Raw genomic sequence first — 25,599 nt, forward strand, 5'->3', positions numbered from 1 at the left:
TGTTAATTAATTTGTTACATCTATTCAGTGAGGATATTTTTCGCGCCAAATCGTGGCAAACGTTTGCTTTTGGTCTACAGTCCGATAAAATTCCCGCTTTGCCACCTTGGGATTGTTTGTGATGTCCGTTACGACCGCAGAGTCAGAAAATGCGCAACCGGTTGCGCATAAACCAGCCAGCGAATTAATCTATCGCCTCGAAGACCGTCCGCCGCTTCCGCAAACGCTGTTTGCCGCATTCCAGCACCTGCTGGCGATGTTTGTCGCGGTCATCACCCCGGCGCTGCTTATCTGTCAGGCGCTCGGCCTTCCGGCCGAAGATACGCAACACATCATCAGCATGTCGCTGTTCGCCTCCGGCGTGGCATCCATTATCCAGATTAAAGCCTGGGGACCAGTAGGCTCCGGCCTGCTCTCCATCCAGGGCACCAGCTTCAACTTCGTCGCCCCGCTGATTATGGGCGGCACCGCGCTGAAAACCGGCGGCGCCGACGTGCCGACGATGATGGCCGCGCTGTTCGGCACCCTGATGCTGGCGAGCTGCACCGAAATGGTCCTCTCGCGGGTTCTGCATCTGGCGCGCCGCATTATTACGCCGCTGGTCTCCGGCGTGGTGGTGATGATTATCGGCCTGTCGCTGATTCAGGTTGGCCTGACTTCTATCGGCGGCGGCTATGCGGCGATGGCCGACCACACCTTCGGCGCGCCGAAAAACCTGCTGCTGGCGGGCATCGTGCTGGCGCTGATCATTATCCTCAACCGCCAGCGCAACCCGTACCTGCGCATCGCCTCGCTGGTCATCGCGATGGCTGCCGGTTATCTGGCGGCGTGGTTCCTCGATATGCTGCCGGCTAACACCGCGCCTACCAACAGCAGCCTGATCACTATCCCTACGCCGCTCTATTACGGCCTGGGCATCGACTGGAGCCTGCTGCTGCCGCTGATGCTGGTCTTTATGATCACCTCGCTGGAAACGATCGGCGATATCACCGCCACCTCCGACGTCTCTGAACAACCGGTCTCCGGCCCGCTGTATATGAAACGCCTGAAAGGCGGCGTACTGGCGAACGGCCTGAACTCATTTGTTTCCGCCGTTTTCAATACCTTCCCGAACTCCTGCTTCGGCCAGAACAACGGCGTGATCCAGCTGACCGGCGTCGCCAGCCGCTATGTGGGCTTTGTGGTGGCGCTGATGCTGATTGTGCTCGGCCTGTTCCCGGCGGTAAGCGGCTTTGTACAGCATATTCCTGAGCCGGTACTTGGCGGCGCGACGCTGGTGATGTTCGGTACCATTGCCGCATCCGGCGTGCGCATCGTCTCCCGCGAGCCGCTGAATCGCCGCGCCATTCTGATTATCGCCCTCTCTCTGGCGGTGGGTCTCGGCGTATCGCAGCAGCCGCTGATCCTGCAGTTCGCGCCGGACTGGCTGAAAAACCTGCTCTCCTCCGGTATTGCCGCTGGCGGTATCACGGCGATTGTTCTGAATTTAATCTTCCCACCTGAGAAGAACTAACGCATTGAAGTTGCGCTCCCCGGTATCGCCACGGCGACCAGGGAGCGCGGCGGCTGTAACATCTCTTCACCTCACTTCATCTCATTTCACTATTCCTGCCTTGAGGATTGCGCATAAATCGTGCATAACACGGTGATGTGTACTTATCAGGATGGAAGATCATGAAATTTCTTGGAAAGCTGATTCTCTGGCTGCTGATCGCCCTGCTGGTCGTTATCGTCGCCGCTTACTTTGCGCTGCAAACCCGCTGGGGGGCGCGCCAGGCGAGCAGTTGGTTAAGCGAAAGCACCGGCTGGAAAATCGCCTTCGATAAGATGGCGCATGACTTCTCTTCCCCACTGCATCTGCAGTTGCAAAATGTCACCTTTGGCCGCGACGGCAAGCCGCCGACGCTGGTCGCCAGAACGGTGGATATCGGTTTTAGCACCCGCCAGTTCAGCGACCCGCTGCACGCCGATGAAATCGTCCTCAGCGACGGCACGCTGAATCTCTCTCCGGCTTCCGCCTCGATGCCGTTTGCCGCCGACCGCCTGCAGCTACGCGATATGGCCTTTAACAGCCCGGACAGCGAGTGGAACCTGAGCGCGCAGCGGGTGACCGGCGGCGTGATGCCGTGGCAGCCGGAAGCGGGCGACGTGCTGGGCAGAAAAGCGCAAATTCAGATGAGCGCGGGCTCGATGAATATTAACGGCGTCGAAGCCAGCAACGTCCTGATCCAGGGGGCAATTGATAACGGCGAGGTGACTCTGAACACCCTTGGCGCCGATATCGCGCGCGGCACGCTGACCGGCAACGCCAAACGCCGCGCCGACGGTAGCTGGCTGGTTGATAACCTGCGCCTGAATGAAATTCGGCTACAGAGCACCAAACCGCTGAATGAGTTCCTTGCGCCGCTCACCTCGGTGCCGTCGCTGCAGATTGGCCGGCTGGATGTGACCGATGCTCGTTTGCAGGGGCCAGGCTGGGCGGTGACCGACCTCGACCTCAACTTGCGCAATCTGACTTTGAGCCATAACGGCTGGCAGAGCGACGACGGGACGCTATCGATGAACGCCAGCGAGTTTATCTACGGTTCGTTGAATTTCCTCGATCCCATCGTCAATGCCGAATTCTCGCCGCAGGGCATTGCGCTGCGCCAGTTCAGCTCCCGCTGGGAGGGCGGCATGGTGCGTACCTCCGGCAACTGGCTGCGCGCCGGTAATGCGCTGGTGCTCGACGATGCCGTCTTCGCCGGGCTGGAATATACGCTGCCGTCCAACTGGAAACAGCTGTGGATGGAGCCGATGCCGAGCTGGCTGCAAAGCCTGACGTTGAAGAAATTCAGCGCCAGCCGAAATCTGATTATCGATATCGACCCGGCCTTCCCGTGGCAGATCACCGCGCTGGACGGTTACGGCGATGAACTACAGCTGGTGAAAGATGGCCAGTGGGGCGTGTGGAACGGTAGCGCCAACCTCAATGCCGCCGCCGCGACCTTCAACCGCATCGACGTACGCCGCCCGTCGCTGAAGCTGAGCGCGAACGCTTCGACGGTCAACATCAGCGAGCTGAGCGCTTTTACCGAGCGCGGCATTCTGCAGGCGACCGCCGCGGTGTCACAATTGCCGCAACGCCAGGTTAATCTGAGCTTGAACGGCCGCGGCGTGCCGCTGAATATTCTGCAGGCCTGGGGCTGGCCTGCGCTGCCGATTAGCGGCGACGGCAACTTCCAGCTAACCGCGAACGGTAGCATGCAGGCCAATGCGCCGCTGAAACCGAGCGTCAACGGCCAGCTCAGCGCCGCCAATATGGATAAGCAGCAGGCGGCGCAGGTGATGCGCAACGGCGAGGTTAGCAACGCGCCCGCCGCGCCGCAGTAAAGTCATCCTCACCCTGCCCTCTCCCCGCAAAACTCAGCTCTGACAGCTCCCTCTCCCTTTCAGGGAGAGGGAGCTGAAACCTGTGCGCAATGAGCGGCTATTTGTACCTATTTCCCGCAACAGGTTCCTTTCAAATATCAGAATTGCTATAACCAAAATACTGGAAGTTGATAAAAATAATGATCCCCTGTACCTACAAAAATAAAAGGAACAACCATGTCTGTAATACGTCAACGTATTCTGGAGAATATGCAAAAATTCTCCAGGGCCATGATCGGCGCAGTATTGTTCTTGCCGGTCATTGGATTAATTCTGGCTCTCAGTTCCGTCTTAACTAACCCAACTCTTATTGCTGAAACCAGTTTCCTTCATCAATTAGGGCAACTGCTTGGCGATACCTTCTGGCCATTATTCGGTAACCTCGGATTATTGTTTTGCGTGGGAATAAGTTACGGCCTGGCAAAAGATAAAAAAACGGAAGTCGCGCTTGTCTCGGTGATGTGTTTTATCATGTTTCTCGGCGCCAACCATTCATGGCTGGAACATACGCATGCGGTGGCGGAAAAAATTAACGGCGAATATTACGGCACCGGGCAAACGCAGCTATTAGGCTTTGTGGTCGTCGATATGGGGGTATTCCTCGGAATCATCCTTGGCTGCACCATTGCCTGGGTACATAATAAAGTCTCCAATATTGAGCTGCCCGGCGCGCTATCGATGTATGGCGGGGCGAAGCTGACGCTGGTCGCGATGACGCCAGTCATTATCTGCTACGCCATTGCTTTTACCTGGATTTGGCCGTTTATGACCCACGGCATTAGCGCGCTGACCGGGTTTATGAAGAACGCCGGCGTCGCGGGAGTGTTTGTCTACGGCTTCTTTGAAAAATTCCTTATTCCCACCGGCTTGCACCATTTCGTGTGGTCGCCTTTCCAGCTCACGCAAATCGGCGGCACGCTGAATGTCGATGGCCAGGTGGTCTCCGGCACCCAGGCGATTTTCCTCGCCTATATGCGCCATCCAGACCTGACCCCGGTGATGAACGACGCGTTGCGTTTCTCGCAACAGGGGATGACCACCATCTTTGGCCTGGCGGGCGCATCGCTGGCGTTTTATCACACCGCGAAGCCGGAGAAGAAAGCGATGGCGAAGGCGATTCTGCTGCCGGCGATTATCACCTCGATGCTAACCGGCATCACCGAACCCATTGAGTTCACCTTCTTATTTGTCTCGCCGCTGCTGTGGGTGATCCATGCGACCTTAACCGCCGCTTCACAGGCAATTTGCGACATCTTCACCGTGCGACCGTGGGGCGCCTCCGGCCTGATTGAATTTCTGATCTACAACCTGCCGCTGCCGGTGTCGTTAACCCGCTGGCCTGGGTACGTGCTGATCGGTATTGGTCAATTTATCGTTTATTACGCGATATTCCGCACGCTGGTCATGAAGTTAAATCTGAAAACGCCGGGCCGCGAGGATGACGATAACGTCAAGTTATACAGTAAGGCGGACTACCGTAAAAAAGTCAGCGGCCCGCAGTCGATGACAGATGAAATTATTAATGGTTTAGGCGGTAAAGCCAATATTATCTCCGTTGATAACTGTTTCACGCGCCTGCGGGTGGCCGTCCATAATATGGCATTAGTTGATGATGAAATATTAAAAAGCACCGGCGCAAATGGCGTAGTACGCAATCGTAATGAAGTTCAGGTTATTTATGGCGTCAAAGTCGGGCAAGTCCGTTCCCGGGTTGATAGCTGGCTAGCAGATAATTAATTGGGAGTAATATATGAAATTAACCGTATTAGGCGGGGGCGGCGTACGCTCTGCATTTCTGGCGAAGTCGCTGGCTTATAACGCGCACCGCATTGGTTTAACGGAAGTGGTATTTCAGGATAGCTCAGCGGAGAATTTATCGCTATTTGGTGAAATCGCCCGCTATGTATTTAATACCATTCGCCCGGATATTCATTTTACTACCACCAGCGATCCGATTGCCGCGCTGCAGGGTACCCATTACGTGATTACCACGCTGCGCGTCGGCGGCGATGAGAGCCGCATCCGCGACGAGCGGATTGCGCTGGAGCATAACACGCTGGGCCAGGAGACCACCGGCGCGGGCGGTTTTGCCATGGCGATGCGCTCGATCCCGGCGATCCTGCGCTACTGTCAGTTGATCGAGGAACACGCCGACAAAGACGCGATCCTGTTTAACTTTACCAATCCGTCCGGGCTGGTTACCGAGGCGATTATCAAATCCGGTTTCAAACGCCGGGTGTACGGGATTTGCGATGCGCCGTCGGAGCTCATCCGCGAGCTGCCGGAGATCCTCAGCTGCGACCCGCACGACCTGAGCGTGGAATGCTACGGCTTAAACCACTTTTCCTGGTTTACGCATTTCACCGTGCGCGGGGAAGATGTTACCGCCCAGTTGGTCGCCAACCCGGATTTGTATCGCAAAACGGCGATGCAGTACTTCTCGCCGGAGCTGGTCAAACTGTGCGATAACCAGTTGCTCAACGAGTATCTCTATTACTACTACTATCGCGAAGTGGCGCTACGAGCGATTCAACAGGCGCCGGAGACCCGCGGCGAGCAGATTGCCCGTATCAACCACGATATGCGTCAGGAGCTAAGCGGCGTGGATGTTAAAGCGGATCCGCAGGCGGCCTTTACCATCTGGATGAAGCACTACCTGCGCCGCGAAAACAGCTATATGCAGAACGAGTCGCAGCAGGAAAAATTCCATACCCGCGAGCCGTTAACGTTGCGGCAGTTTATCGAAGAGCCGGATACCGGCGGCTACGCCGGGGTGGCGCTGGATATTCTGGAGGCGGTCAACAGCACCACCACCAAACGCATTGTGGTGTCGATACAGAATAACGACACGCTCGATTTTTTACGTCCCGACGATGTAATTGAAATCAGCTGCGATCTGAGCAAAGAGGGTCTTAAGCCAGTGACGCCGGTTAAGGTACCGACGGCGCAGAAAAATATGATTGCCAGCGTGAAGGAGTATGAACGGCTGGCGGTGGCGGCGATTCTGCAGCAGGACAAATCGCTGGCGGTGCAGGCGTTAATGGCTCATCCGCTGGTCGGTTCATATTCGCTGGCGAAGAGGCTGGTTGCGGCCTATCTCGACGATGAACAGTTCGCCGGGTGGCGGTAACGAGTTCACGCTAGATTGAGTAGCCCGGATAAGGCGCCAGCCGCTATCCGGGAACTATACCCCGCTCGCGCTACGCTTAGCGGGGCTACAGCCCGCTCGATTGAGTAGCCCGGATAAGGCGCCAGCCGCTATCCGGGAACTCCCCCGCTCGCGCTACGCTTAGCGGGGCTACAGCCCACCCGATTGAGTAGCCCGGATAAGGCGACAGCCGCTATCCGGGAACTATCCCCCGCTCGCGCTACGCTTAGCGGGGCTACCTATTGCTACGTACGCTGGTAAACCACATTTTTAACAACCGCTCAAAGCCCAATATGCAGTAGCCAAAAAACGGGTTGCTCCAGTAAATATCATCGTCAAACTTCTGCGGGTCGTGAATAATAAACGCCGTATTCGCGGCCTGCGCCAGCGGGCTTTGATAATCGCCGGTAAAGCAAACCAGGTTTATCTCCTTACCTTCCAGCGCCTTAACCCAATTTAACGCCGAACTGCTGCGTCCGGATTTCGAAATGATCCAGATAGAATCAAAGCGGGCAGCGTTTTTTTGCTCAAGGATTTCGTAATCGGGCCACAGCGCCAGGCTGGCGTTCACGCCGGTAACGAGAAACTTATTATAAATATACTGGGCGATCAGCTGCGAAAAGCCGCTGCCGTGGATCAAAATACGCTGCTGCTCAAGGCCTGCCAGCAGCGGCGTCAGCGCCTCCGCTGGCTGAATGCTCATATAATCAATATCGTTGGTGACATCGAGTTTTGGCATGGTGATATTGAACTTGATGAAATAGACCAGCTCCAGCCAGCCGCTGAACTTAAGCTTCTTCGCCAGCCGCACCAGCGAAGAAGGATTACTGTAGCAGCGCTCCGCAACGGTGCGGATCCCTTCGCGGATACACAGCTGCGGGTCATTCTGAATAAAACGCAGCACGGTCAGTTCGGTTTTACTCAACTTCACGTCACGAAAGATATTTTCTAAGTCCATTACGGGCTCCTCTCAGCGGCAGATTACGCTACCACCGGAGGGCAAATCGGTCTGTGGGATGGCTCTCAACGTCACTGCCGGTATTCACTGCACAGCAGCCATCTTGCAGGTTCATCTTCCTCAATGGAGGGAAAGCGCCCGCCCGCTTCGAGAAAACGATTATCCGTATGGTCGTCATTAACCATTGAAATCTCCCAACCCATCACTATCCCTTTTTCGGCCCAAAAGCGATGATAGAGGCCCACCGGTAGACAGACGCTCTGCCCCGGATGCAGCACCAGCGTCTCAGCGGGTTTCAGCGTACGCTGGCAGCCATCGATCATCACGCTAACATGGCGCTGTTGGTCTAACTGTTCGTCCTGCGTCGCCCAGGCCAGTTGCATGCAGAGGTCGCCGCCGCCGCGGTTAATGATGTCCTCCATTTTGTGGTAATGGAAATGCCAGGGGGTTTGCTGATCTTGCTGAATCTGCAACATTTTTTCCGCGTAGGGTTTGGTATAACGCGGGTCGGATAAGGAACCGTTGCGTAACGTCAACAGCGTAAGGCCCGTTTCGCGAAAGCAACCGCTGGCGAAATCCGTCACATCCCATCCAAGCTGTAGATCCTGGACTTCATGCCAACCTTCATGCCGCTTCTGCGGCCAGATTGATGCCGTAAAGTGGGCAAATTCCGGCAGGCTGATGCGAAAAGTTTCGGCCATCGCCAGCGCTTTATCTATCGCATAGTTAATCTGGGAACGTTTCATGGTTTAACTCCGCTTCGCACGGCAAGCCAGGCAGCGCCGCGCATACCGCTACTGTCGCCATGCCGCGCAGAAATGATAGGGGTAGAAAAATGGTCGGTGAAGACCAACGGGGCGACCGCCGATGGTAAATCCGCTACCAGCTGCGGCGCGTTGGATAAACCGCCGCCCAACACAATCACGCCGGGATCGATGATATTGACAATAGTCGCCAGCGTCCGCGCCAACTGTTGACGAAAGCGATGGATCTGATGGCAAGCGGCGGATTCTCCCGCCTGCGCGCGGGCGAGAATCTGCTCGCTCGACAAACGCTCTCCGCTGAGCAGTCGATAGCGTTCACGTAGCCCCGTTGCGGAAATAAAAGACTCCACACAGTTAAATCTGCCGCAATAACAACGTGTCGGCGGCCCATCCTCCTCAGGAGAATAGCCAGGCAAGGCGATATGCCCGCACTCTGCGGCAATACCTGAGGCGCCGACGAAAGGCTGCCGCTCCAGGGTAATACCACCTCCGCAGCCGGTCCCTAACGTCATGCCGAAAACCGATGAAAACCCTTCTCCGGCGCCATCGCATGCTTCTGATAAGGCGAAACAATTGCCATCGTTGGCTAACACCACCGGCTGACCGAGCGCCTGTTCAAGCGCATCCTGTAAACGATAGCCGTTAATTACCTGAATGTTGGCGTTACGAATGGCGCCATGCTGTGGCGAAACGCTACCCGGCAACGCGATGCCAATAGCCATCGGCGTTCCCGTCCGCGCGCGAATATCGGCAACGAAATCCACGATGCACGATATAAATGCCTGACGGTTTTCTTTCCGTGTTGCGCGGCGGTAACGCCCCCGCTCCCGTCCCTGCTCATCCATCACGACGGCGGCGATTTTCGTCCCACCGACATCCAGTCCGAGGTAATTCATCTTTGCCTCCTGCCGATTGGAAGGCGGGCGTACCCGCCTTCCGACTGGGTCAATACAAGCTTGCTTTGCCGGTGGAACCAAACAACTTCATTTTGTGGCGAATAACTTCACGTGCGGCATTAATCGGTTCCGGATAAATCACATTCGGATCCCACCAGCTCTCTTTACTTAAAATTTCACGTACTTTCAGGAAGTAGGCGTGTTTCATATCGCTGGAGATATTGATTTTCCCGACTCCGAGCGTGACCGCCTCGGCAATTTCCGCATCCGGATTGGCGGAGCCGCCGTGCAACACCAGCGGAATCGACACTCGTCCGGCAATATCGCGCAGGATGTGCATCTGCAGTTCAGGCTGCATCCCTTTTGGATAGATGCCGTGCGCGGTACCAATCGCCACCGCCAGCGTGTCGACGCCGGTACGCGTGACAAAATCCTGCGCCTGCGCCGGGTCGGTATAAGTCACTTTCGACACTCCGCCCTCTACAGACGTTCCCGTTTGGCCGATGGTCCCCAGTTCACCTTCGACAGAGACGCCAACCGCATGCGCCAGCCTGACCACTTCCCGAGTTAGAGCGACGTTTTCTTCATAGGGCAGCAGCGACCCATCGATCATCACCGAGGTAAAACCGCACTGGATCGCACGCAGAACATGCTCCACCGAGGCGCCATGATCGAGATGTAATGTAAACGGCACCCGGCTACGCTGGGTGATATCCCGCACGTAGCTAAAAAAGGAATCGCCGACAAAGTCGTGCTCGCTGGGGTGAATTGAAATGATGGCGGGAGTATTTGTCGCTTCCGCCTCTTCCACGACGGCGCGAATAAAGCAGCTGTCCGCAACGTTAAATGCGCCGATAGCAAAGCCGTGTTCACGAGTCGGTTTAAGTATTTCTTGCATGGAAACTAACATGGTCTTCTCCAGTTTCAGGGTGTAGTTCGCCCTGCCAGGGCGAATATGCGCTGGCATAGAGGGCGTGACTGATAAGTGAATCAGGCGCGGTTTATCGCGCCGGATGCTTGTAAGTAAGGGACGATAGCTTCAGCGCTGGCGTGTTCCATCACCGCCATGGCATCGGCCAGTTCAATAGAGCTGTCATGGCAAAGGGTATGGAGTAGTGCGGCTTTACCTGCCTCAAACACCGCCGCGCCGACATTAATCTTCGCCACGCCAAATGCCGGGCAGCAGGCAAGCTGATCAAATGGCGTGCCGCTGCCGCCGTGCAGGGCCAAGGGCACCGAAGAGGCTCGCTGCACCTGCGCCAGACGGTCAAAGTCCAGCGCGGGCGTGACCCCAGGCGCATACATGCCGTGGGCCGTGCCGACGGAGACCGCCAGTAAGTCGATACCGGTTTGCTCGATAAACGGGGCGACGTCCTCAGGTTGCGTCATCAGGTCGGCGTTCGTCGCAGAGTCATAGCGCGGAGCATCCGCCAGATGCCCCAATTCCCCTTCAACACACAGCCCGATGCTGGCAGCCAGAGTGGTGACTTCGCGGGTCTGGCGGATATTTTCCGCAAGTGGAAATGCAGAAGCATCAATCATCAACCCGCTGAATCCAGCGCGAAAAGCCTGACGGATCTTCACCGGTTCTTTCCCATGATCGAGACTCAAGGTCACGGGAACGCTGGCCTCTTCGGCAAGGGTCCTGACCACCGCCATCGCCGTCGCTGGAGGGAAATGCGCCAGATGGCCCTGATAGAGATTGAGAATAATCGGCGCGCGGTATTTTTCCGCCACGCGTACCGCGGCGCGGGCACTCTCCAGATTCATACAGTTAATCGCCAGCAGGGCATACTGTTCACGCCAGGCTTTCTCAACCATCTGCTTCATATCGGCAAACATAGGGCCTCCGTTTACTCAAGGGTAAAGGTGATTTCATCATCGGCGACTTTTTGGTCGCTCAGTTCATCAAACTCTTCATCACGCCCCGTGACCGGTTTTTTCCATAGCGACAACATCACGCCGCAGATAACCGTCCCAATCGCCAGCGCCAGACAAAACAGCAGTGGATGGGTGAATAGCGGCACCACAAACATACCGCCATGTGGCACCGGGCTTTCCACGCCCCAGGTCATAATCAAGCCGCCTGCCACCGCTGAAGCCACGACGCAGGATCCCACCACCCGCAGCAGATCGCGGGCCGCGATAGGGATCACCCCTTCGGTGATCATGCAAATACCCATCGGGAAGGCGGCCTTTAACGCTTCACTTTCGGCACGGGTATATTTATGGCGGGTCAGAAGGAAGGACAACGTAATACCGAACGGCGGGATCATGGAGCCGACAAACTTGACCGCCTCCGGCCCATAGACCCCGCTCACCAGCAAGCCATCGGCGAATAACGACATGGTTTTATTCACCGGCCCGCCAAAATCAAAGGTGGCCATCGCGCCAAGAATGGCCCCCAACAGGAATCGTGAACCGCCCTGCATCGACTCCAACAGATGAATCAAGGCCTCCTGCAGCCAGGCAATCGGCTTGCCTATCAGGGTCATCATCAACAGACCGCTGATAATGGTGCTTAATACCGGCAACACCATAATGGGCATCAGCCCTTGCATCGATTTTGGCAATCGAACGTAATGCTTTAACAGCAGCACCGTATAACCTACCAGGAAACCGCCCAGCATCCCGCCGATGAAACCGGTGTGGATTTGCCCGCAGACAAACCCAACTATCAGACCTGGGGCAAAACCGGGTCTGTCGGCGATTGAATATGCAATCGCCGCGCAGATGAGCGGGACGATGAGCCCCATCCCCCAACCGCCGATTTGATTCAACATCCACGGAATGGTGCCGACTTTCTCGGCGACATTGGTACCGCCCAGGACCTGACCGAGGGCAATGCAGATCCCGGCGGCAACAATCAGCGGTATCATCCATGAAATACCCGTTAATAAATGCTTTTTAATTTCCTGCGAAACAGGTGGTTTATTCTCACTCATGGTAGATCCCTCCAGAATAAGGATCAGGCATTAGCTAAGGATTTCTCGACCTTTTCGATAAACTGAATCGGTGATTTAATAACGACCTCCGTTTTCACGCGGACAATTCGTTTGTTTTTAAAACGCTCTTCGCCTTTAATTTTCACATCAACGGCAAGAATAACGACATCGGCGGCAGCGATATCTTCAGTTGTCAGTTCATTCTCAGTACCTATTGTTCCCTGAGTTTCAACTTTGACATTGTGGCCCAGCGCTTTCGCGCCTTTCATTAACTTCTCACGTGCGATATAAGTATGAGCAATACCCGCCGTACAGGCGGCAACACAGACAATATTCATCTCAGACTCCAATAGTTATTGTTAGTAAACATCCGATTCAGCATATTGACTAAAGAGATCAATAATCTTCTGCGGACTGGTTTCTTCGAGCAATTGCGCAATAATGTCATCATCGGCCAACGCTCCAGCGACCTGGGAGAGTAAGCGGATATGGGTGGTATTTTGGTCTTCCAGACGGACGGCAAATAAAATAATGCAACGAACCTGGCTTCCATCGAGCGTTTCCCAGGCAATATCCTGGCGAGTACGACCAATGGCGAGCGTAGTATTCAGCACCGCGGATGATTTCCCATGAGGAATAGCGATGTGATTTTCAAATCCGGTCGAACCTTCCGATTCACGCTGCCAAACGTCGTTAATAAACGTTTCGCGACAGCTTATGGCCCCATCTTTCTGCAGCAGATCGGTTAATTCTTCAATAACTTCACTTTTAGTCGTGGCCTTCATATCCAGCAATACACGCTTAGTATTTAAAATCCGGCTGATGTCCATATTATTTACCTCATGGATATAAAATTTCATTGCTGGCAGTTGATGTTGCAGCATGGTGTAATTTCTCGGTGATAACTTTTTCTGTCACCCGCTTAATATCGGCATCGTTAAAAAAAGCCGTGACATAGACTACCGGTAACGCAATCTCCGGCAGATGAATGGTTGAAATGACCAGTTCAATATCATCCTGTCGCTGTAGCGTATGTAGACTACCCGCAGGCAGTACGCCGACGATGGTCCAGTCAGGAAAGGCCCTGAGGACCCGGCTTTTCAACAGATGCGAAGTACCAATCCCGGTCGAACACACCAACAGAACTCGCTTTCTGGCCACCTGCCTCTCCATCGCGGCCTGGAAATGCACGGTTAAATAACCCACTTCATCTTCCGAAACCGCGTTCTCGCCCCAGGCGGCAAATACCTGATTCACCACCCGCAGAGTTAATGGCCACACCTCTGTTAATTCACCCTTGATATCTTCCAGCAGCGGATTACGGATATAGATACGATAATTCAGCCGGTTAAGCAGCGGCTTAATATGAATGAGCAGCCCTTCATATAACGCGGTGTCATGCGTAAGATCGATATCAACCACCGAGGAAAACAGGGCGATCAGCCGGGAGGTGATTTGCCGGGCCTCATCGCTGGAATGTATATTGCGCAGCATGCTGACATCATCACGTTCTTCCACCAGCATGCCGGACGAAATAATGTATTGATAAATAAACCAGCTTTCGTCCTCTGGTAAAGGATGGGCAATGCGGGCCTCAATTTTTTGCAGCATATTCTGCGCGATACGAAAGATGGACTCATCAAATAACGGATGTCCCTGTTCCCGGCGCGGTAAGGCATTGCCGCGGGTTATGCGATACATCATAATCAGGATATGGGTGAAGATATTGACGTAATATGGCTCGCCTAGCGACCAACTTAATTTTCGTTCCATATCCTGAAGAAGCGACTGCACAAAGATGACATCTTCTTCACCAAAATAATGCACCAGGGCCTTATAGCTACCACTATCCAGACGGGAGTGAATAATATTTCCTGGTTCATTATGGTTAATAACACCATTAATTAATAAGGCCATAGCCTGGCGAACATGTGATTCACTCCCCTCAATATGAGTGCCGCTCTGGCTACGAATAAGCATCAGACCCAGTGGCCTAATCCATGATTCGATCACTTTTAAATCATTTACAATCGAGGCGCTGCTAATAAAATAACGTTCAGACAATTTACTGATCGATGTTTCGCGCGGCGTTTCACTTAATAACTGAGAAGCAATTTTCACACGCCGGGAATTATTCATCATGGCATCTGTATCATCACTTTCGCTACTGAGTAACTGGTCTAATTGCAACAGATCGGCGACGTTATCAGCCAATAGCATGACGCCCGCGCCGGCACGTTTATCAATACTGATTTTCCAGTCAGAGAGCCATTGTTCAAGAAAACGTAAGTCACGCTGAACTGTTTTTTCTGAAACATTTAAGTATTCAGCCATTTTTAATAACGTAACGTATTCTCGTTTAGGCAGGAGAAATTTTAATAATCTGTTCTGTCGCGAGGTAACCATTTGCATTATTTACCCTTATTGCATAGCAGATTAATGCCAATAAGATATCGCTATACGACGCGATCTCTATGAAAATCATTGAGGATAAATATAGGGAGACGGGGGGTAAACAACAATACTAAATCGTGTCCGGATATCCGGACAGAAATAAGACAAGACAGAGAAATGACCGATATTTATAAGTCAGATCACATTTCAGTCATTAATATACGTGATAACGATCTCAAATTCGCAGAAAGAATAACTCCCGCGATATGCTGCGGGAGTTGTTATTTATAGCGTAATCGTCAGCGCATTGCCCTGGGCGCTCACCACCACGCCCAGTTCGCTGCCCGCCTGCGTCCCACCCTGCACGCCCGCTATCTGCGGGATATTGCGCAGACACAGCGTCCAGCCGCGGGCTTCGCCTTCGCCGCTCACGGTAATGGTGTTGCCCTGGCGCTTCGCCTTCAGAGTGAAGATCGCGGAACCGTCGGCCGCCGGAACCTGACAGACCGTTTCATTGCCATCGCCAAGCTGGAACAGCTGGAAGGCGGTGCCTTCATGCCAGGCATAATCGGGTTTCTGGTCGTTGTTGCCCAGCGCCAGCAGGGTGTTGTCACGAACGTAGACCGGCAGACTCAGCACATCGTGACGCTGCTTATGCCAGCGGCTACCCTGCGCTTCATCGTTATGCCACAGATGCGTCCAGCGCCCTTCCGGCAGATAAAACTGCACCTCGCCCGCTTCGGAGAACACCGGCGCCACCAGGACCGAATCGCCCAGCATATACTGGCGGTCGAGATAGTCGCAGGCGGGATCGTCGGGGAATTCGAGCATCATCGAGCGCAACATCGGAGTGCCGAACTCGTTGGCCAGCGCCGCCTGGCGATAGAGATACGGCATCATGCGGCATTTCAACTGCGTGAAGTGGCGCACCACGTCACAGGACTCTTCGTCGTAGGCCCACGGCACACGATAGGATTTGCTGCCGTGCAGGCGGCTGTGGCTGGAGAGCAGGCCAAAGGCGCACCAGCGCTTATAAACGTGGGCTGGCGCGGTGTTTTCGAAACCGCCGATATCGTGACTCCAGAAGCCGAAGCCGGACATGCCGATCGACAGCCCGCCGCGCAGGCTTTCCGCCATCGATTCGTAGTTGGCGTAGCAGTCGCCGCCCCAGTGCACCGGGAACTGCTGCGCCCCCACCGAGGCGGAGCGGGCGAACAGCACCGCCTCCTGCTCACCGACGGTCTCTTTCAGCACCTTCCACACCAGCTCGTTATAGATGAATGCGTAGTGGTTGTGCATTTTCTGTGGGTCGGAACCGTCAAACCACTGCACGTCGGTCGGGATACGCTCGCCGAAGTCGGTCTTAAAGCAGTCGACCCCCATCGCCACCAGGCCTTTTAACTTGTCGGCGTACCACTGGCAGGCTTCCGGGTTGGTGAAGTCATAAATCGCCAGCCCCGGCTGCCACTTATCCCACTGCCACAGCGAACCGTCCGGGCGCTTCAGCAGGTAGCCTTTCTCTTTGAGCTCCTTGAACACCGGCGAGCGCTGGCCGATGTAAGGGTTGATCCACACGCAGACCTTCAGCCCTTTCGCCTTCAGACGCTTGATCATCCCCTCCGGGTCCGAGAAAGTTAGCGGATCCCATTCAAAATCGCACCACTGGAAGGCCTTCATCCAGAAGCAGTCGAAGTGGAAGACGTGCAGCGGCAGATGGCGCTCGGCCATACCGTCGATAAAGCTATTTACAGTCGCTTCGTCATAGTTGGTGGTGAACGAGGTCGTCAGCCACAGACCGAACGACCATGCCGGCGGCAGCGCCGGGCGGCCGGTGAACTGCGTATAGCGGTTAAGCACCGCTTTCGGCGTCGGGCCGTCGATCACGAAGTACTCGAGATATTCGCCCTCAACGCTGAACTGGACTTTAGAGACTTTTTCCGAGCCCACCTCGAAAGAGACGCGCTGCGGGTGATTCACCAGTACGCCGTAGCCGCGGTTGGTCAGGTAGAACGGAATGTTTTTGTAGGATTGCTCGGTGCTGGTGCCGCCGTCTTCGTTCCAGGTTTCTACCGTCTGGCCGTTGCGCACCAGCGCGGTAAAGCGCTCGCCGAGGCCGTAGACGGTTTCACCGACGCCGAGGTCGAGGCGCTCAAACATGTAGTTGCGCTGGGTCTTGCTATCCTGGACGTAGCCGTTGTTTTTCAGCTGGCTACCGGTGATACGCACGCCGTCGCGCAGAAAATCCAGCGCCCAGAATTCACCTTTAGTGACGCGCACACTGAGGCTGCCGCTTTTCAGCTCGGCGAACTCGGCCGTATTTTCTATTTCGACATGGACGTCTTTCTGCACGTTCAGCGGATAGTGCGGGCCGTTATCCAGCGCGCCCTGGAAGTGCTCCATGCGCACGCCGATTATCCCTTCCTGAGGCGAGAAAAAGCGCAGGGTGAACAATGGCGTATCCAGCTGCCAGGCGCGTTCGCGGACATCGCGCGGCGCGGCATAGACCACCATTTCATTCCCCTGCTGCTCCACCTCGTAAACCTGTACGGGTTGGATCAGGTTGAGCCCTGGTTGAATGAGCCAGTTTCCATCACTGATTTTCATTAAAACGTCCTCTTAGTTTTGCCATTCTTTTTCGATCGGGGCTGCCGTGAATTCTTGTTCGTTGCGACGCGCGCCCTCGGCCAGCTCGGCCATCATTTTTTTCAGGAACGGCGTTTTCAGCGTGTAGTAGCGTTTGGCGATTACCGCGCTCAGCAGGTAGCACACCGCCGGAACGAGGGTGAACAAGGCGATAATGATGGTGAGGGTGGCGCTATTCTGGGTTTTAGCGGCGGCGTCATAGCCGCCGCCGGCCAGCATCCAGCCGATCAGCGCGCCGCCCAGCGCCAGCCCTAACTTGAGCACAAACAGGGTGCCGGCGAAGCTGATGCCGGTCAGGCGTTTGCCGTTGCACCATTCGCCGTAGTCGACGGTGTCGGACATCATCACCCACTGGATTGGCGTCACCAGCTGGTGCAGTACGCCAATGATAAAGATAAAGACGAACATGGTGATTTCGGCGTCCATCGGTACGAAGAACATCGCCACGCTGAGCACCGCCAGGAGGGCGTTGGTCCACCAGAAGACGCTGACTTTGCATTTCCAGTCGGTCAACGGCTTCGCCAGCGCCGAGCCAATCAGGTTGCCGACGCAGTAGGTGGTGAGGAAGACGGTGAACAGCGCCGCCGAGCCCATGATCCAGGTGGTGTAGTACATCATCGCGCCGCCGCGAACGCAGACCGCGAGGATATTGAGGATGGTGAGCACGCCGACTACCCGCCACTGGTCATTGCGCCAGATATCGCGCAGGTCTTCACGCATCGAGGTACTGCTCGGCGGCGCTTCGACACGCTCTTTGGTGGTGAAAAAACAGAAGGCCAGCATCAGGAAGGCGATCGCCGACAGTACCGCAATGCCACCCTGGAAGCCGAGCGCTTTATCTTCGCCGCCGATAAAGTTGACCAGCGGCATCATCAGCACGGTGGAGAGCATGCCCCCCGCCGTCGCCAGCACGAAACGCCAGGACTGCAGCGAGATGCGCTGCGTCGGGTTGTCGGTGATCACGCCGCCCAGCGCGCAGTAGGGGATATTCACTACGGTGTAGAGCAGGGTCAGCAGCGTGTAGGTCACGGCGGCGTAGATCAGCTTGCCGTTGTGGCTTAAATCCGGCGAGCTGTAAGCCAGCACGCAGACGAGGCCGAACGGGATAGCGCCGAAGAGGATCCACGGGCGGAACTTACCCCAGCGGCTGCGGGTACGGTCGGCAAGCAGGCCCATGCACGGGTCGGAAATCGCATCCAGCGCCCGCGCCAGCAGGAACATGGTGCCGACAAAGCCGGCGGGGATACCGAAAATATCGGTGTAGAAAAACATCATGTATAACATGACGTTATCAAAAATGATGTGGCTGGCGGCGTCACCCATACCGTAGCCAATTTTCTCTTTGACGGACAGAATATGATCTTTCATTTGCGCACTATTCCCTTAGCGGCACCGCGGATTGGTACCGGTTACGGTTTTTGTAACCCTTTGGCGCAGTAAGATGAATTGCGATATCTCGTTATCAAATTACGTTTCTTGTTTTCTGTGATCGCGGTAGCCCGAAAGAGTGTGAAAAAGTGTAACCCATGGATTTTGAACGGATTTGTCTCAGACTGTTCTGCAAAGTCCAGTTTTAACAGTAAAAAAGTGCGTTTAGGTATGTGGTAAATGCCTGAAAGTAGCTATAATGCGCCCCGCCTCCATGTAGCAATCGAGGCGCGGAAGATCGTCATCTCCGGTGAGGTGGCTGGACTTCAAATCCAGTTGGGGCCGCCAGCGGTCCCGGGCAGGTTCAACTCCTGTGATCTTCCGCCAAAATTCCTCCGCCGCTATCCAAGAACGTCTAAAAATTCCTTTATTTTCAATACATATAGTTAATCGCTCATCCGTAATCGTCCGACAAGTTCTCCCTGAATCCATGAAAAAAATGTATAGTGATGTGTATAGGTTTTTTATACACATGGCACTGACAGACATATAAATCAAACGAGCAAAGCCCTAAGACAAACCCTACACATTGAACGATGGGCAAGGCCTGTCATTGCTTATCAATCCCGATGGTTCGAAGGGCTGGCGGTTCCGTTTTCGCCTCGCTGGAAAAGCGCGGTTAATGTCATTTGGCAGCTACGACTTGATAAGCCTCGCTGAAGCTCGTGAAAAGCGCGAGGCCGCCCGCAAGCAAGTTGCTAATGGCATTGATCCGGTTGAGGAACGGAAAGCGCAAAAACTGGCACAGCAGCTTTCAACCGAAAACTCATTCGAAGCCATAAGCCGCGAATGGCATGCAAACAAAGCTGACCGCTGGACAGTGGCATACCGCGACGAAATCATTAAGACCTTCGAGCAAGATGTTTTCCCATTCATCGGCAAACGTCCTGTCGGTGAGATCAAACCGTTAGAATTACTTAAAGTGCTGCGACGAATTGAGAAGCGTGGAGCGCTGGAGAAGACCAGAAAAGTGCGCCAAAGATGCGGCGAGGTCTATCGCTATGCAATCATAACTGGCCGTGCTGAATACAACCCAGCGCCTGATTTAGCTATCGCTCTGGCCGTTCCCAAGCAAAAACACCATCCTTTTTTATCCGCAGAAGAGTTACCTCATTTTATTCGAGATCTGGAAGCGTATACCGGCAGTATCATTACGAAGAATGCTACAAAGATAGTTATGTTAACTGGTGTTCGAACCCAAGAGATGCGCTTTGCTACGTGGTATGAGGTAGATCTTGAGAAAGGTATATGGGAAATCCCCGCTGAACGGATGAAAATACGTAGGCCTCACATTGTGCCTCTATCTACTCAGGTGATCGATCTTTTCAAGCAACTCAAACCAATAACCTGCCATTATCCCTATATTTTTATTGGTAGAAATAACCGTAGCAAACCAATTTCTAAAGAAAGCGTGTCACAGGTGATTGAGTTACTTGGTTACAAAGGACGCGCTACAGGTCACGGATTTAGACATACGATGTCGACAATCTTGCATGAGCAAGGATTTGATAGTGCATGGATTGAGATGCAGTTGGCTCATGTAGATAAAAATAGTATTCGTGGAACATACAATCATGCACAGTATTTGATTCAACGTCGTGGAATGATGCAGTTTTATTCTGATAAAGTGTTAGCAATTACCAAGGCTAGCAATTAACCAATTGCTAGCCTTGGTAAAAATACTCACTATTTTATCAAAAGCAAAATTATAAAAGGCTCAGTAATCTATTAGTAGCATTCTGAGACCACTCTTTTTTAAGTGAGACACCTAAGTCTAACCAATGCACAACATTATAATAATAGGTGTCCTTTTCTAATATTATGTTTTGAACTTGAATTATTTTTTCTTTAGACACACAGTTTATATATTTCAGACACATGGCCTCTCTAGTTTTACTGTTATCTGAATTCATCAAGTTAACAACTTGATCGATAGATAATCGATTTATACCAGCTTTACTTATCTTAGCAATAATAGATTTTCTAAGATCTTCACCCATATGCATTTCTAACAATTCCGAAATCTTTACACCTGACAATTTTATTATTGTTTGGCAAAGCATATTTTTTAACTTGGATGGATTGGAATCATGTTTTTTAATTGACCATTTAGATGATTTATCATAATTAACCAACACATTTACATCACACCACTCACCAAACCTTGAAAAATATGAAATTATATTGCTTGATATCAAAGAGTTTTCGTTTTTCAAATAAGACCTAATCAAATGAATATCGCTTTTATTCTTTTTTGATGCAATCCAATCTGCATAGAGAACACAAATATCCTGCTGAACCCCGCCCTTTATTTTGTCAAAGATAGAGCTAAAATTATCCCCCAGACCTTGATTATATTTTGAAGTAACATACTTAAAATGGTTTTCGCAACCATCCTCTAGAGTGGTTTTGACTTCAGTAATATATTTATCAATACCTTTTTTAGCCAACGACAAAAGAGGCACACCATCAAACCGGAACTCATCTTTATAGATTCTTTCAATAACTTCTCTATCTTCATGATACATAGTATCAGTCACAAATTTATCATATTGCTCTGTTCGAACCTTACCTTTATCATCTTTGTAAACTAACCATGTGTTAGCAAGAGCTCGTGCATTTATAAAGTCATCCTCCGCCATATCTATTAACATTTTGAATTTTATATCCATATGTTCAGATTGTAATATATAATCCCTCAAAGATTCATCAAAACCGTAATCTTTTTTTATTATGTCATAAGCCATTATCCTGACTAGATTACAACGGTTAACAATAGCTTTTTTTAATTGCTCTAGTGATAAGTGGAACGCATTATCAGCAAACGATTTAATTATATTCTCATTTAAGCTCGCTGGCTGATATTTAAGAATCATATCAAAGGCATCAACCGTGCTGTCTTTCAACAATATACTAATCATTGCTTCAATTGCTAGATCGTTTGTTGATGGATCATTTTTCTGTATTTCAGACTCAATAAAAACAATATCTTCTGCAGTACCGAATAAAGAAAGAAAATGTAAGGCTGCTGTCTTAACTGCCTTTATATTATCATCACCAAACCAATTCTTTAACAGGTACTCCCTTGAGAAAGTATTAGATAATGGCTGATTCAAAGTTATCATTGCGTTTATAGCATTAACTCTATTTTTATCTTTTGTAATTATTGAATATATTTCTAAATTAGCTTCATCTTTATCAATCTCAATCCATTTCCAGAGAGGAACATTGTGGTCATCGAAATTATTAATTCCACTAAGTATTAACCCACCTTTTTCATTACCTCCCATTACATATTGATTTGCATTCAGGTAAATAAGATTGGCGTCATGTGCATCAAGATAAGAATCACTGTTACCACCTTTTCGCATTGAGATACTTAATAGTCTTAAAAAAGCAATTTGGTGAGATGAAAGCTCATCGATCCCGTTGAACTCCAATGAGTTAGTAATACTTTTCAAGAAATTAATAGTTTCTGACTTAAAATATTTATCTTCAAGAGGTTTTAAGGGTTCGTTTGCTACATTAAATTCACTTTGAGATTGGGTTATATTATCTTCTTGCTGTGAAAGTTCTAACCCATATAAATCTGTAATATAAGACGTTAGTATTTTCCTAAGTTTCTTTTCAAAGGCCTTTTCATCAGAAAAGGTCATAAACAAAATTTCCTTTTGTGCGATCAGTTCATTTTTGAAATTTATAACTTTCTGTAAGTCTGCACCAGGATCCCTCATCAGGTCGTCAGACACATCTTTGAAAAACATACTTAACTGAGGCTTTTTCCCTTCAGAATAAAGCTCTTTAGCTAGATAAAACTCCTCCTCAAAGCCTGACGAGTATTTTCCATTTAAATCAGGCGGAGTCCCCCAACGTTTCCAAATAATTCCTATAAACAACTCACAACGCTTTAAGTCTTTATTAATCAACTCTTGAGGTCGCCCCATTGAGCCAATGGTTTCTTCCCAACCAACCATCTCTAATTGAATGCTGAAGGTATCACCTAAAAGTTGATTAATTTCAAATGCTACATCTCGGGCTATATGTCGCTCTGCCCCTAAATCTCCCGGGGAAGCAATGAAGACACGTACTATTTTCCTTGAGATAGACATAAATATCACCGTATTTACTAAAATAAGTAGATAATAATACGTACAAACTCACTCAGCGCGCAATGCTCTCCCCGCCACGCCTGCCCACTTAAGGGGCCGCTTTTAATGCAGATGCAAAGGTAGGCTCAGGTCGCGCCGGGACTGGCGCTGGTCGGGAGTACAGGAGCAGGAAAGCGCATGCAAAACCATGCACCCTTTGGATGCATGGCTTAATTCGGGAAAAATGGCGGGAATTACGGGGATTTTTTGACAGGTTACTGCGCGGCCAGTTCGGCGCGTCGGCGGGTGTAAATCATGCTCTGTGCAGGGGTGAATTTTTCACGATTATCATCCCGCGAAGGCGCGTCAGGCCTGTATCCGATGGCCGTTAAAATATCGCTGTCCTATGCAGAATAATTAATGTCATTTCCTGCGGTCAGCCAGACGGAAAGAGCTTCTCGCAGGTATGTCACCGAACGGTCGAGCGCGCGACTTTTTAACATCGCGGGCTGGTTCTTAATCCCCATCAGCTCAGGTGCCAGTGTGGCGGCCAGCTCTGCGCCGTTCTGCTGCATAAAATCGTACAGCCGGTTACTGATGCTGATGCGCTGCACCTCCTCATGCGAGGAAATGTAGAGACCGGCGGCCTGATTAATCTCCCATTTTTTTATATCGATGAGCTCACGCAGCGTCTGTAAGCGGCGGGAACCCGTTGCGTCATCCAGCATTAAATCCCGATATTACAGCTCTGTAGCGGCCAGTTCAGCTTTACGGTTCATCCACGCTGCTTTGTTCGTCTGACAGGCTTCGAACGCATTTTGTAAGGTCGGGCCAGTCATTATCGTCCTCCTGATTATGGTTGAATGGCGAGCTGTAACACCCTTTCACTTTGCGGGTGGTTCTGGTTTTCGGCGGAGCGGGTTCGGCCTTCTTCTCTTCCGCAGGGGAGCGGATAATCTCAAAAATATCTTTATCACGCGTATATGGAGGCTAACGGGTACAGGAACGTGCTCAGCCTGAAAATGTTCGGGCTGGGGCTACCCATGATGCTGAAAGAGTACGGCCTGAATTATGAAAAGCGGCACACAAAGCAGGGGATACAAACCAACCTGTCGCTGAAAGAGGAAATCTACGGCGACTGGCTGCCGAAGTGCGACGACCCCGCAGCAACATAACCTCACTCAGACCGGCAACAGCCGGTCTTTTCCTTTCTGGCCATTGCCATAGGGTGAACAATCCACTGTTCACCCTTCACCGTATACTCACCCTGTATCACCATGAAATTATTGATAAAAAACCAGAGGTGAACAGTGTGAACAGTAAAACCTAAAAAAACTTTTTTATCTTCATCCTTCATCGATAACTGAATCACTTAGAGTGTTCTGATTATGATTAACAACACTTCGCAATTTGCTGTGATCACCTTTCCAATGGACATGTCCATAAGTGCCCAGTAACTGGGTTCATTATGGATGACATTGTAAAAATAGACTTTAATCTTCTACTTTGATTGTATTATATTTATCGACAACCGATTTTTTATGGGCAATCCTTATGTACAATATAGTTTTAGACACAAATATTCTTCATCAAGAAGGTTTACACTCCAATGACATGAGTATTTTGAAAAATCTTGTTGATGCTAAATTAGTTTGTGTTCATATACCATCTATCATCGCTCAAGAATTTATTACAAAAAGAATCACTTCTGTAAAGGAAGAGAATCTAAAAATAATAAAAGCCCTTGAAGCAATAGAGAAAGAAGGTCGCAGAATCAATACAGTATTGTACGATGAGCGTCAGAATTTTATAGATCAAATTGGGATAATTAATGGAAGCATAGAAGAAAGAGCCAAACTTTCTTTTGAAAAATGGGTTAAAGACTTTAAAGTTAATATACTTCACCCTCAACAAGAAAGCTTTTCACAAGTGTTTAATGATTATTTTTCTGGAGAGGGTGTGTTTAGGCAAGTCAAGGCTAGGGATGATATTCCAGATGCTTTTATCAACATTTGTCTAGAGTCGCTAATCGAATCTGTAGGTCGTTTAATCGTTATAATTAAAGATGAGAGATTAAAAAAGCACTTAGATAAAAACACAGAAATTAAAACATTAACAGGTCTAAGAGAGTTCTTTAACGAAAATGGTTTAGAGAAAACATTAGCAAACGATAGAATTACTAAGTTTATTCTTTCAGAAGAATTTAGCCATAATTTAGTTGTGTTTTTAGATGCTGAACCTCACTACTTTGACTATTTTAATGAAGAAAGCGATTCTGTTCACGGCGATACTCTAATTGGAGTCAGGGCCTATAACATTAATATTGAAATCGAATCATACGATTCGATTGAAAACCTACAATTATCGGACGTACGAGAAATATCTCCGAATAAATTTTCTGCTATCTGTTCCTTTACAGTAGATTCAAGCATAGGATATGTTACGGATTACGGGAGTTATTTGGATGTCACCAAAATGCCTGACCGAAATCCAGATTGTTGGAGTGTTAATGGTGATGGATGGTGTGATATTATAGAAACAGCACGACTCAAATTTTTTGGCGATTTAACAATTGAATTTTCCAAAGAGTATGATCAGATTGATAAAATTAATATCATTAATGAATTATTTGAAAAAGGTATTATTATGAGCATGAATATTTTTAATTCACAAATCGAAGAAATGATACAGTAATATTAAATTACATCTCATGTAAGATAAATTAGGGAACGCAAGTCAATTAATTTATCGTAAATCATTAATTTGTGTTATTAATTTGAGTAGGGTTGAAGTATAGACCCTTCTCTCCGCCACCCCATTGTGGTGATGAGGTTCTGACAATCTCAAGACGAGCAAGAATTGATCGCTCTCCATCAATCAACGCACCACAACATAACACACTGATATTAATGGTTTTTACCTTA

At 50.8% G+C, this 25,599-nt stretch carries 18 protein-coding genes, 1 tRNA gene and 2 pseudogenes; 8 read left to right on the forward strand and 13 right to left on the reverse strand.

Annotation, left to right across the window (positions count from 1 at the left end; all coding sequences use genetic code 11):
* Positions 1-121: 121 nt before the first annotated feature.
* The 4 genes from PGR09_RS16015 (at position 122) to PGR09_RS16030 (ending at position 6,541) form a co-directional block, all read left to right on the forward strand.
* Entirely contained in the window at positions 122-1,513 is a 1,392-nt protein-coding gene (locus PGR09_RS16015; RefSeq protein WP_015369129.1) for a nucleobase:cation symporter-2 family protein, read from the forward strand.
* Positions 1,514-1,674: 161 nt separating this feature from the next.
* Positions 1,675-3,372 carry an AsmA family protein gene (locus PGR09_RS16020; protein ID WP_430916296.1) on the forward strand — a complete coding sequence of 566 codons (1,698 nt, stop codon included), beginning with the start codon at positions 1,675-1,677 and terminating at the stop codon, positions 3,370-3,372.
* A 216-nt stretch (positions 3,373-3,588) separates the two neighbouring features.
* Positions 3,589-5,148 carry a PTS transporter subunit EIIC gene (locus PGR09_RS16025; protein ID WP_430916297.1) on the forward strand — a complete coding sequence of 520 codons (1,560 nt, stop codon included), beginning with the start codon at positions 3,589-3,591 and terminating at the stop codon, positions 5,146-5,148.
* A 13-nt stretch (positions 5,149-5,161) separates the two neighbouring features.
* A complete protein-coding gene (locus PGR09_RS16030) occupies positions 5,162-6,541 on the forward strand; it encodes a glycoside hydrolase (protein WP_047050350.1) in 1,380 nt (459 codons plus the stop codon).
* A gap of 253 nt (positions 6,542-6,794) precedes the next feature.
* Here the strand turns inward: PGR09_RS16030 and PGR09_RS16035 are convergent, their stop codons facing one another.
* From PGR09_RS16035 to PGR09_RS16085, 11 genes are all read right to left on the reverse strand, one after another.
* Positions 6,795-7,517: a MurR/RpiR family transcriptional regulator gene (locus PGR09_RS16035; RefSeq protein WP_430916298.1), complete on the reverse strand. Its 723-nt coding sequence runs from the start codon at positions 7,515-7,517 to the stop codon at positions 6,795-6,797.
* Between the two features lie 71 nt (positions 7,518-7,588).
* Positions 7,589-8,263 (reverse strand): D-lyxose/D-mannose family sugar isomerase, encoded by a 675-nt coding sequence (locus PGR09_RS16040; protein ID WP_047078202.1) that lies wholly within the window; start codon positions 8,261-8,263, stop codon positions 7,589-7,591.
* On the reverse strand, positions 8,260-9,177 hold the full coding sequence (locus PGR09_RS16045; protein WP_032709418.1) for an ROK family protein: 918 nt from the start codon (positions 9,175-9,177) through the stop codon (positions 8,260-8,262). The genes PGR09_RS16040 and PGR09_RS16045 overlap by 4 nt, the downstream gene beginning before the upstream one ends.
* A gap of 49 nt (positions 9,178-9,226) precedes the next feature.
* Positions 9,227-10,087 (reverse strand): ketose-bisphosphate aldolase, encoded by an 861-nt coding sequence (locus PGR09_RS16050; protein ID WP_045386571.1) that lies wholly within the window; start codon positions 10,085-10,087, stop codon positions 9,227-9,229.
* A gap of 80 nt (positions 10,088-10,167) precedes the next feature.
* Entirely contained in the window at positions 10,168-11,019 is an 852-nt protein-coding gene (locus PGR09_RS16055; RefSeq protein ID WP_047078204.1) for a class II fructose-bisphosphate aldolase, read from the reverse strand.
* Positions 11,020-11,030: 11 nt separating this feature from the next.
* Entirely contained in the window at positions 11,031-12,122 is a 1,092-nt protein-coding gene (locus tag PGR09_RS16060) for a PTS fructose transporter subunit IIC (protein ID WP_063416208.1), read from the reverse strand.
* 23 nt (positions 12,123-12,145) lie between these two features.
* Positions 12,146-12,460, reverse strand: coding sequence for a PTS fructose transporter subunit IIB (locus tag PGR09_RS16065; RefSeq protein ID WP_015369119.1), 315 nt, complete (start codon positions 12,458-12,460; stop codon positions 12,146-12,148).
* Between the two features lie 21 nt (positions 12,461-12,481).
* Positions 12,482-12,952: a PTS sugar transporter subunit IIA gene (locus PGR09_RS16070; RefSeq protein WP_047078206.1), complete on the reverse strand. Its 471-nt coding sequence runs from the start codon at positions 12,950-12,952 to the stop codon at positions 12,482-12,484.
* A gap of 10 nt (positions 12,953-12,962) precedes the next feature.
* Complete coding sequence (locus PGR09_RS16075) at positions 12,963-14,534, reverse strand: BglG family transcription antiterminator (RefSeq protein ID WP_047078207.1); 1,572 nt, start codon at positions 14,532-14,534, stop codon at positions 12,963-12,965.
* Positions 14,535-14,801: 267 nt separating this feature from the next.
* Entirely contained in the window at positions 14,802-17,120 is a 2,319-nt protein-coding gene (yicI, locus tag PGR09_RS16080; protein ID WP_430916299.1) for an alpha-xylosidase, read from the reverse strand.
* Between the two features lie 12 nt (positions 17,121-17,132).
* On the reverse strand, positions 17,133-18,527 hold the full coding sequence (locus PGR09_RS16085) for a glycoside-pentoside-hexuronide family transporter (RefSeq protein ID WP_430916300.1): 1,395 nt from the start codon (positions 18,525-18,527) through the stop codon (positions 17,133-17,135).
* 292 nt (positions 18,528-18,819) lie between these two features.
* On the opposite strand from PGR09_RS16085, the gene PGR09_RS16090 reads away from it, so the two are divergent.
* Together PGR09_RS16090 and PGR09_RS16095 are read left to right on the forward strand one after the other, a co-directional pair.
* Positions 18,820-18,914, forward strand: a tRNA-Sec gene (locus PGR09_RS16090).
* A gap of 202 nt (positions 18,915-19,116) precedes the next feature.
* On the forward strand, positions 19,117-20,244 hold the full coding sequence (locus PGR09_RS16095) for a tyrosine-type recombinase/integrase (RefSeq protein WP_430916301.1): 1,128 nt from the start codon (positions 19,117-19,119) through the stop codon (positions 20,242-20,244).
* 49 nt (positions 20,245-20,293) lie between these two features.
* On the opposite strand, the gene PGR09_RS16100 is transcribed toward PGR09_RS16095, so the two are convergent.
* Together PGR09_RS16100 and PGR09_RS16105 are read right to left on the reverse strand one after the other, a co-directional pair.
* Positions 20,294-22,696: a DUF4062 domain-containing protein gene (locus tag PGR09_RS16100; RefSeq protein ID WP_430916302.1), complete on the reverse strand. Its 2,403-nt coding sequence runs from the start codon at positions 22,694-22,696 to the stop codon at positions 20,294-20,296.
* A gap of 254 nt (positions 22,697-22,950) precedes the next feature.
* Positions 22,951-23,514, reverse strand: a pseudogene (locus tag PGR09_RS16105) (phage polarity suppression protein).
* Between the two features lie 120 nt (positions 23,515-23,634).
* Between PGR09_RS16105 and PGR09_RS16110 the strand changes: the two are divergent.
* Positions 23,635-23,850: pseudogene (locus tag PGR09_RS16110) on the forward strand (winged helix-turn-helix domain-containing protein); the annotation flags it as partial.
* Positions 23,851-24,229: 379 nt separating this feature from the next.
* Positions 24,230-25,369 (forward strand): PIN domain-containing protein, encoded by a 1,140-nt coding sequence (locus PGR09_RS16115; RefSeq protein WP_430916303.1) that lies wholly within the window; start codon positions 24,230-24,232, stop codon positions 25,367-25,369.
* Positions 25,370-25,599 lie beyond the last annotated feature (230 nt).

Source organism: Klebsiella sp. 141251 (genome assembly GCF_050600725.1).
Taxonomy (GTDB): Bacteria; Pseudomonadota; Gammaproteobacteria; order Enterobacterales; family Enterobacteriaceae; genus Klebsiella; species Klebsiella aerogenes.

What these genes read in the sequence shown, in the direction of transcription:
- PGR09_RS16015 (WP_015369129.1), top strand. Translation starts at nt 122, where the DNA reads ATGTCCGTTACGACCGCAGAGTCAGAAAATGCGCAACCGGTTGCGCAT.
- PGR09_RS16020 (WP_430916296.1), top strand. Translation starts at nt 1,675, where the DNA reads ATGAAATTTCTTGGAAAGCTGATTCTCTGGCTGCTGATCGCCCTGCTG.
- PGR09_RS16025 (WP_430916297.1), top strand. Translation starts at nt 3,589, where the DNA reads ATGTCTGTAATACGTCAACGTATTCTGGAGAATATGCAAAAATTCTCC.
- PGR09_RS16030 (WP_047050350.1), top strand. Translation starts at nt 5,162, where the DNA reads ATGAAATTAACCGTATTAGGCGGGGGCGGCGTACGCTCTGCATTTCTG.
- PGR09_RS16035 (WP_430916298.1), bottom strand. Translation starts at nt 7,517, where the DNA reads ATGGACTTAGAAAATATCTTTCGTGACGTGAAGTTGAGTAAAACCGAA.
- PGR09_RS16040 (WP_047078202.1), bottom strand. Translation starts at nt 8,263, where the DNA reads ATGAAACGTTCCCAGATTAACTATGCGATAGATAAAGCGCTGGCGATG.
- PGR09_RS16045 (WP_032709418.1), bottom strand. Translation starts at nt 9,177, where the DNA reads ATGAATTACCTCGGACTGGATGTCGGTGGGACGAAAATCGCCGCCGTC.
- PGR09_RS16050 (WP_045386571.1), bottom strand. Translation starts at nt 10,087, where the DNA reads ATGTTAGTTTCCATGCAAGAAATACTTAAACCGACTCGTGAACACGGC.
- PGR09_RS16055 (WP_047078204.1), bottom strand. Translation starts at nt 11,019, where the DNA reads ATGTTTGCCGATATGAAGCAGATGGTTGAGAAAGCCTGGCGTGAACAG.
- PGR09_RS16060 (WP_063416208.1), bottom strand. Translation starts at nt 12,122, where the DNA reads ATGAGTGAGAATAAACCACCTGTTTCGCAGGAAATTAAAAAGCATTTA.
- PGR09_RS16065 (WP_015369119.1), bottom strand. Translation starts at nt 12,460, where the DNA reads ATGAATATTGTCTGTGTTGCCGCCTGTACGGCGGGTATTGCTCATACT.
- PGR09_RS16070 (WP_047078206.1), bottom strand. Translation starts at nt 12,952, where the DNA reads ATGGACATCAGCCGGATTTTAAATACTAAGCGTGTATTGCTGGATATG.
- PGR09_RS16075 (WP_047078207.1), bottom strand. Translation starts at nt 14,534, where the DNA reads ATGCAAATGGTTACCTCGCGACAGAACAGATTATTAAAATTTCTCCTG.
- yicI (WP_430916299.1), bottom strand. Translation starts at nt 17,120, where the DNA reads ATGAAAATCAGTGATGGAAACTGGCTCATTCAACCAGGGCTCAACCTG.
- PGR09_RS16085 (WP_430916300.1), bottom strand. Translation starts at nt 18,527, where the DNA reads ATGAAAGATCATATTCTGTCCGTCAAAGAGAAAATTGGCTACGGTATG.
- PGR09_RS16100 (WP_430916302.1), bottom strand. Translation starts at nt 22,696, where the DNA reads ATGTCTATCTCAAGGAAAATAGTACGTGTCTTCATTGCTTCCCCGGGA.
- PGR09_RS16115 (WP_430916303.1), top strand. Translation starts at nt 24,230, where the DNA reads ATGTACAATATAGTTTTAGACACAAATATTCTTCATCAAGAAGGTTTA.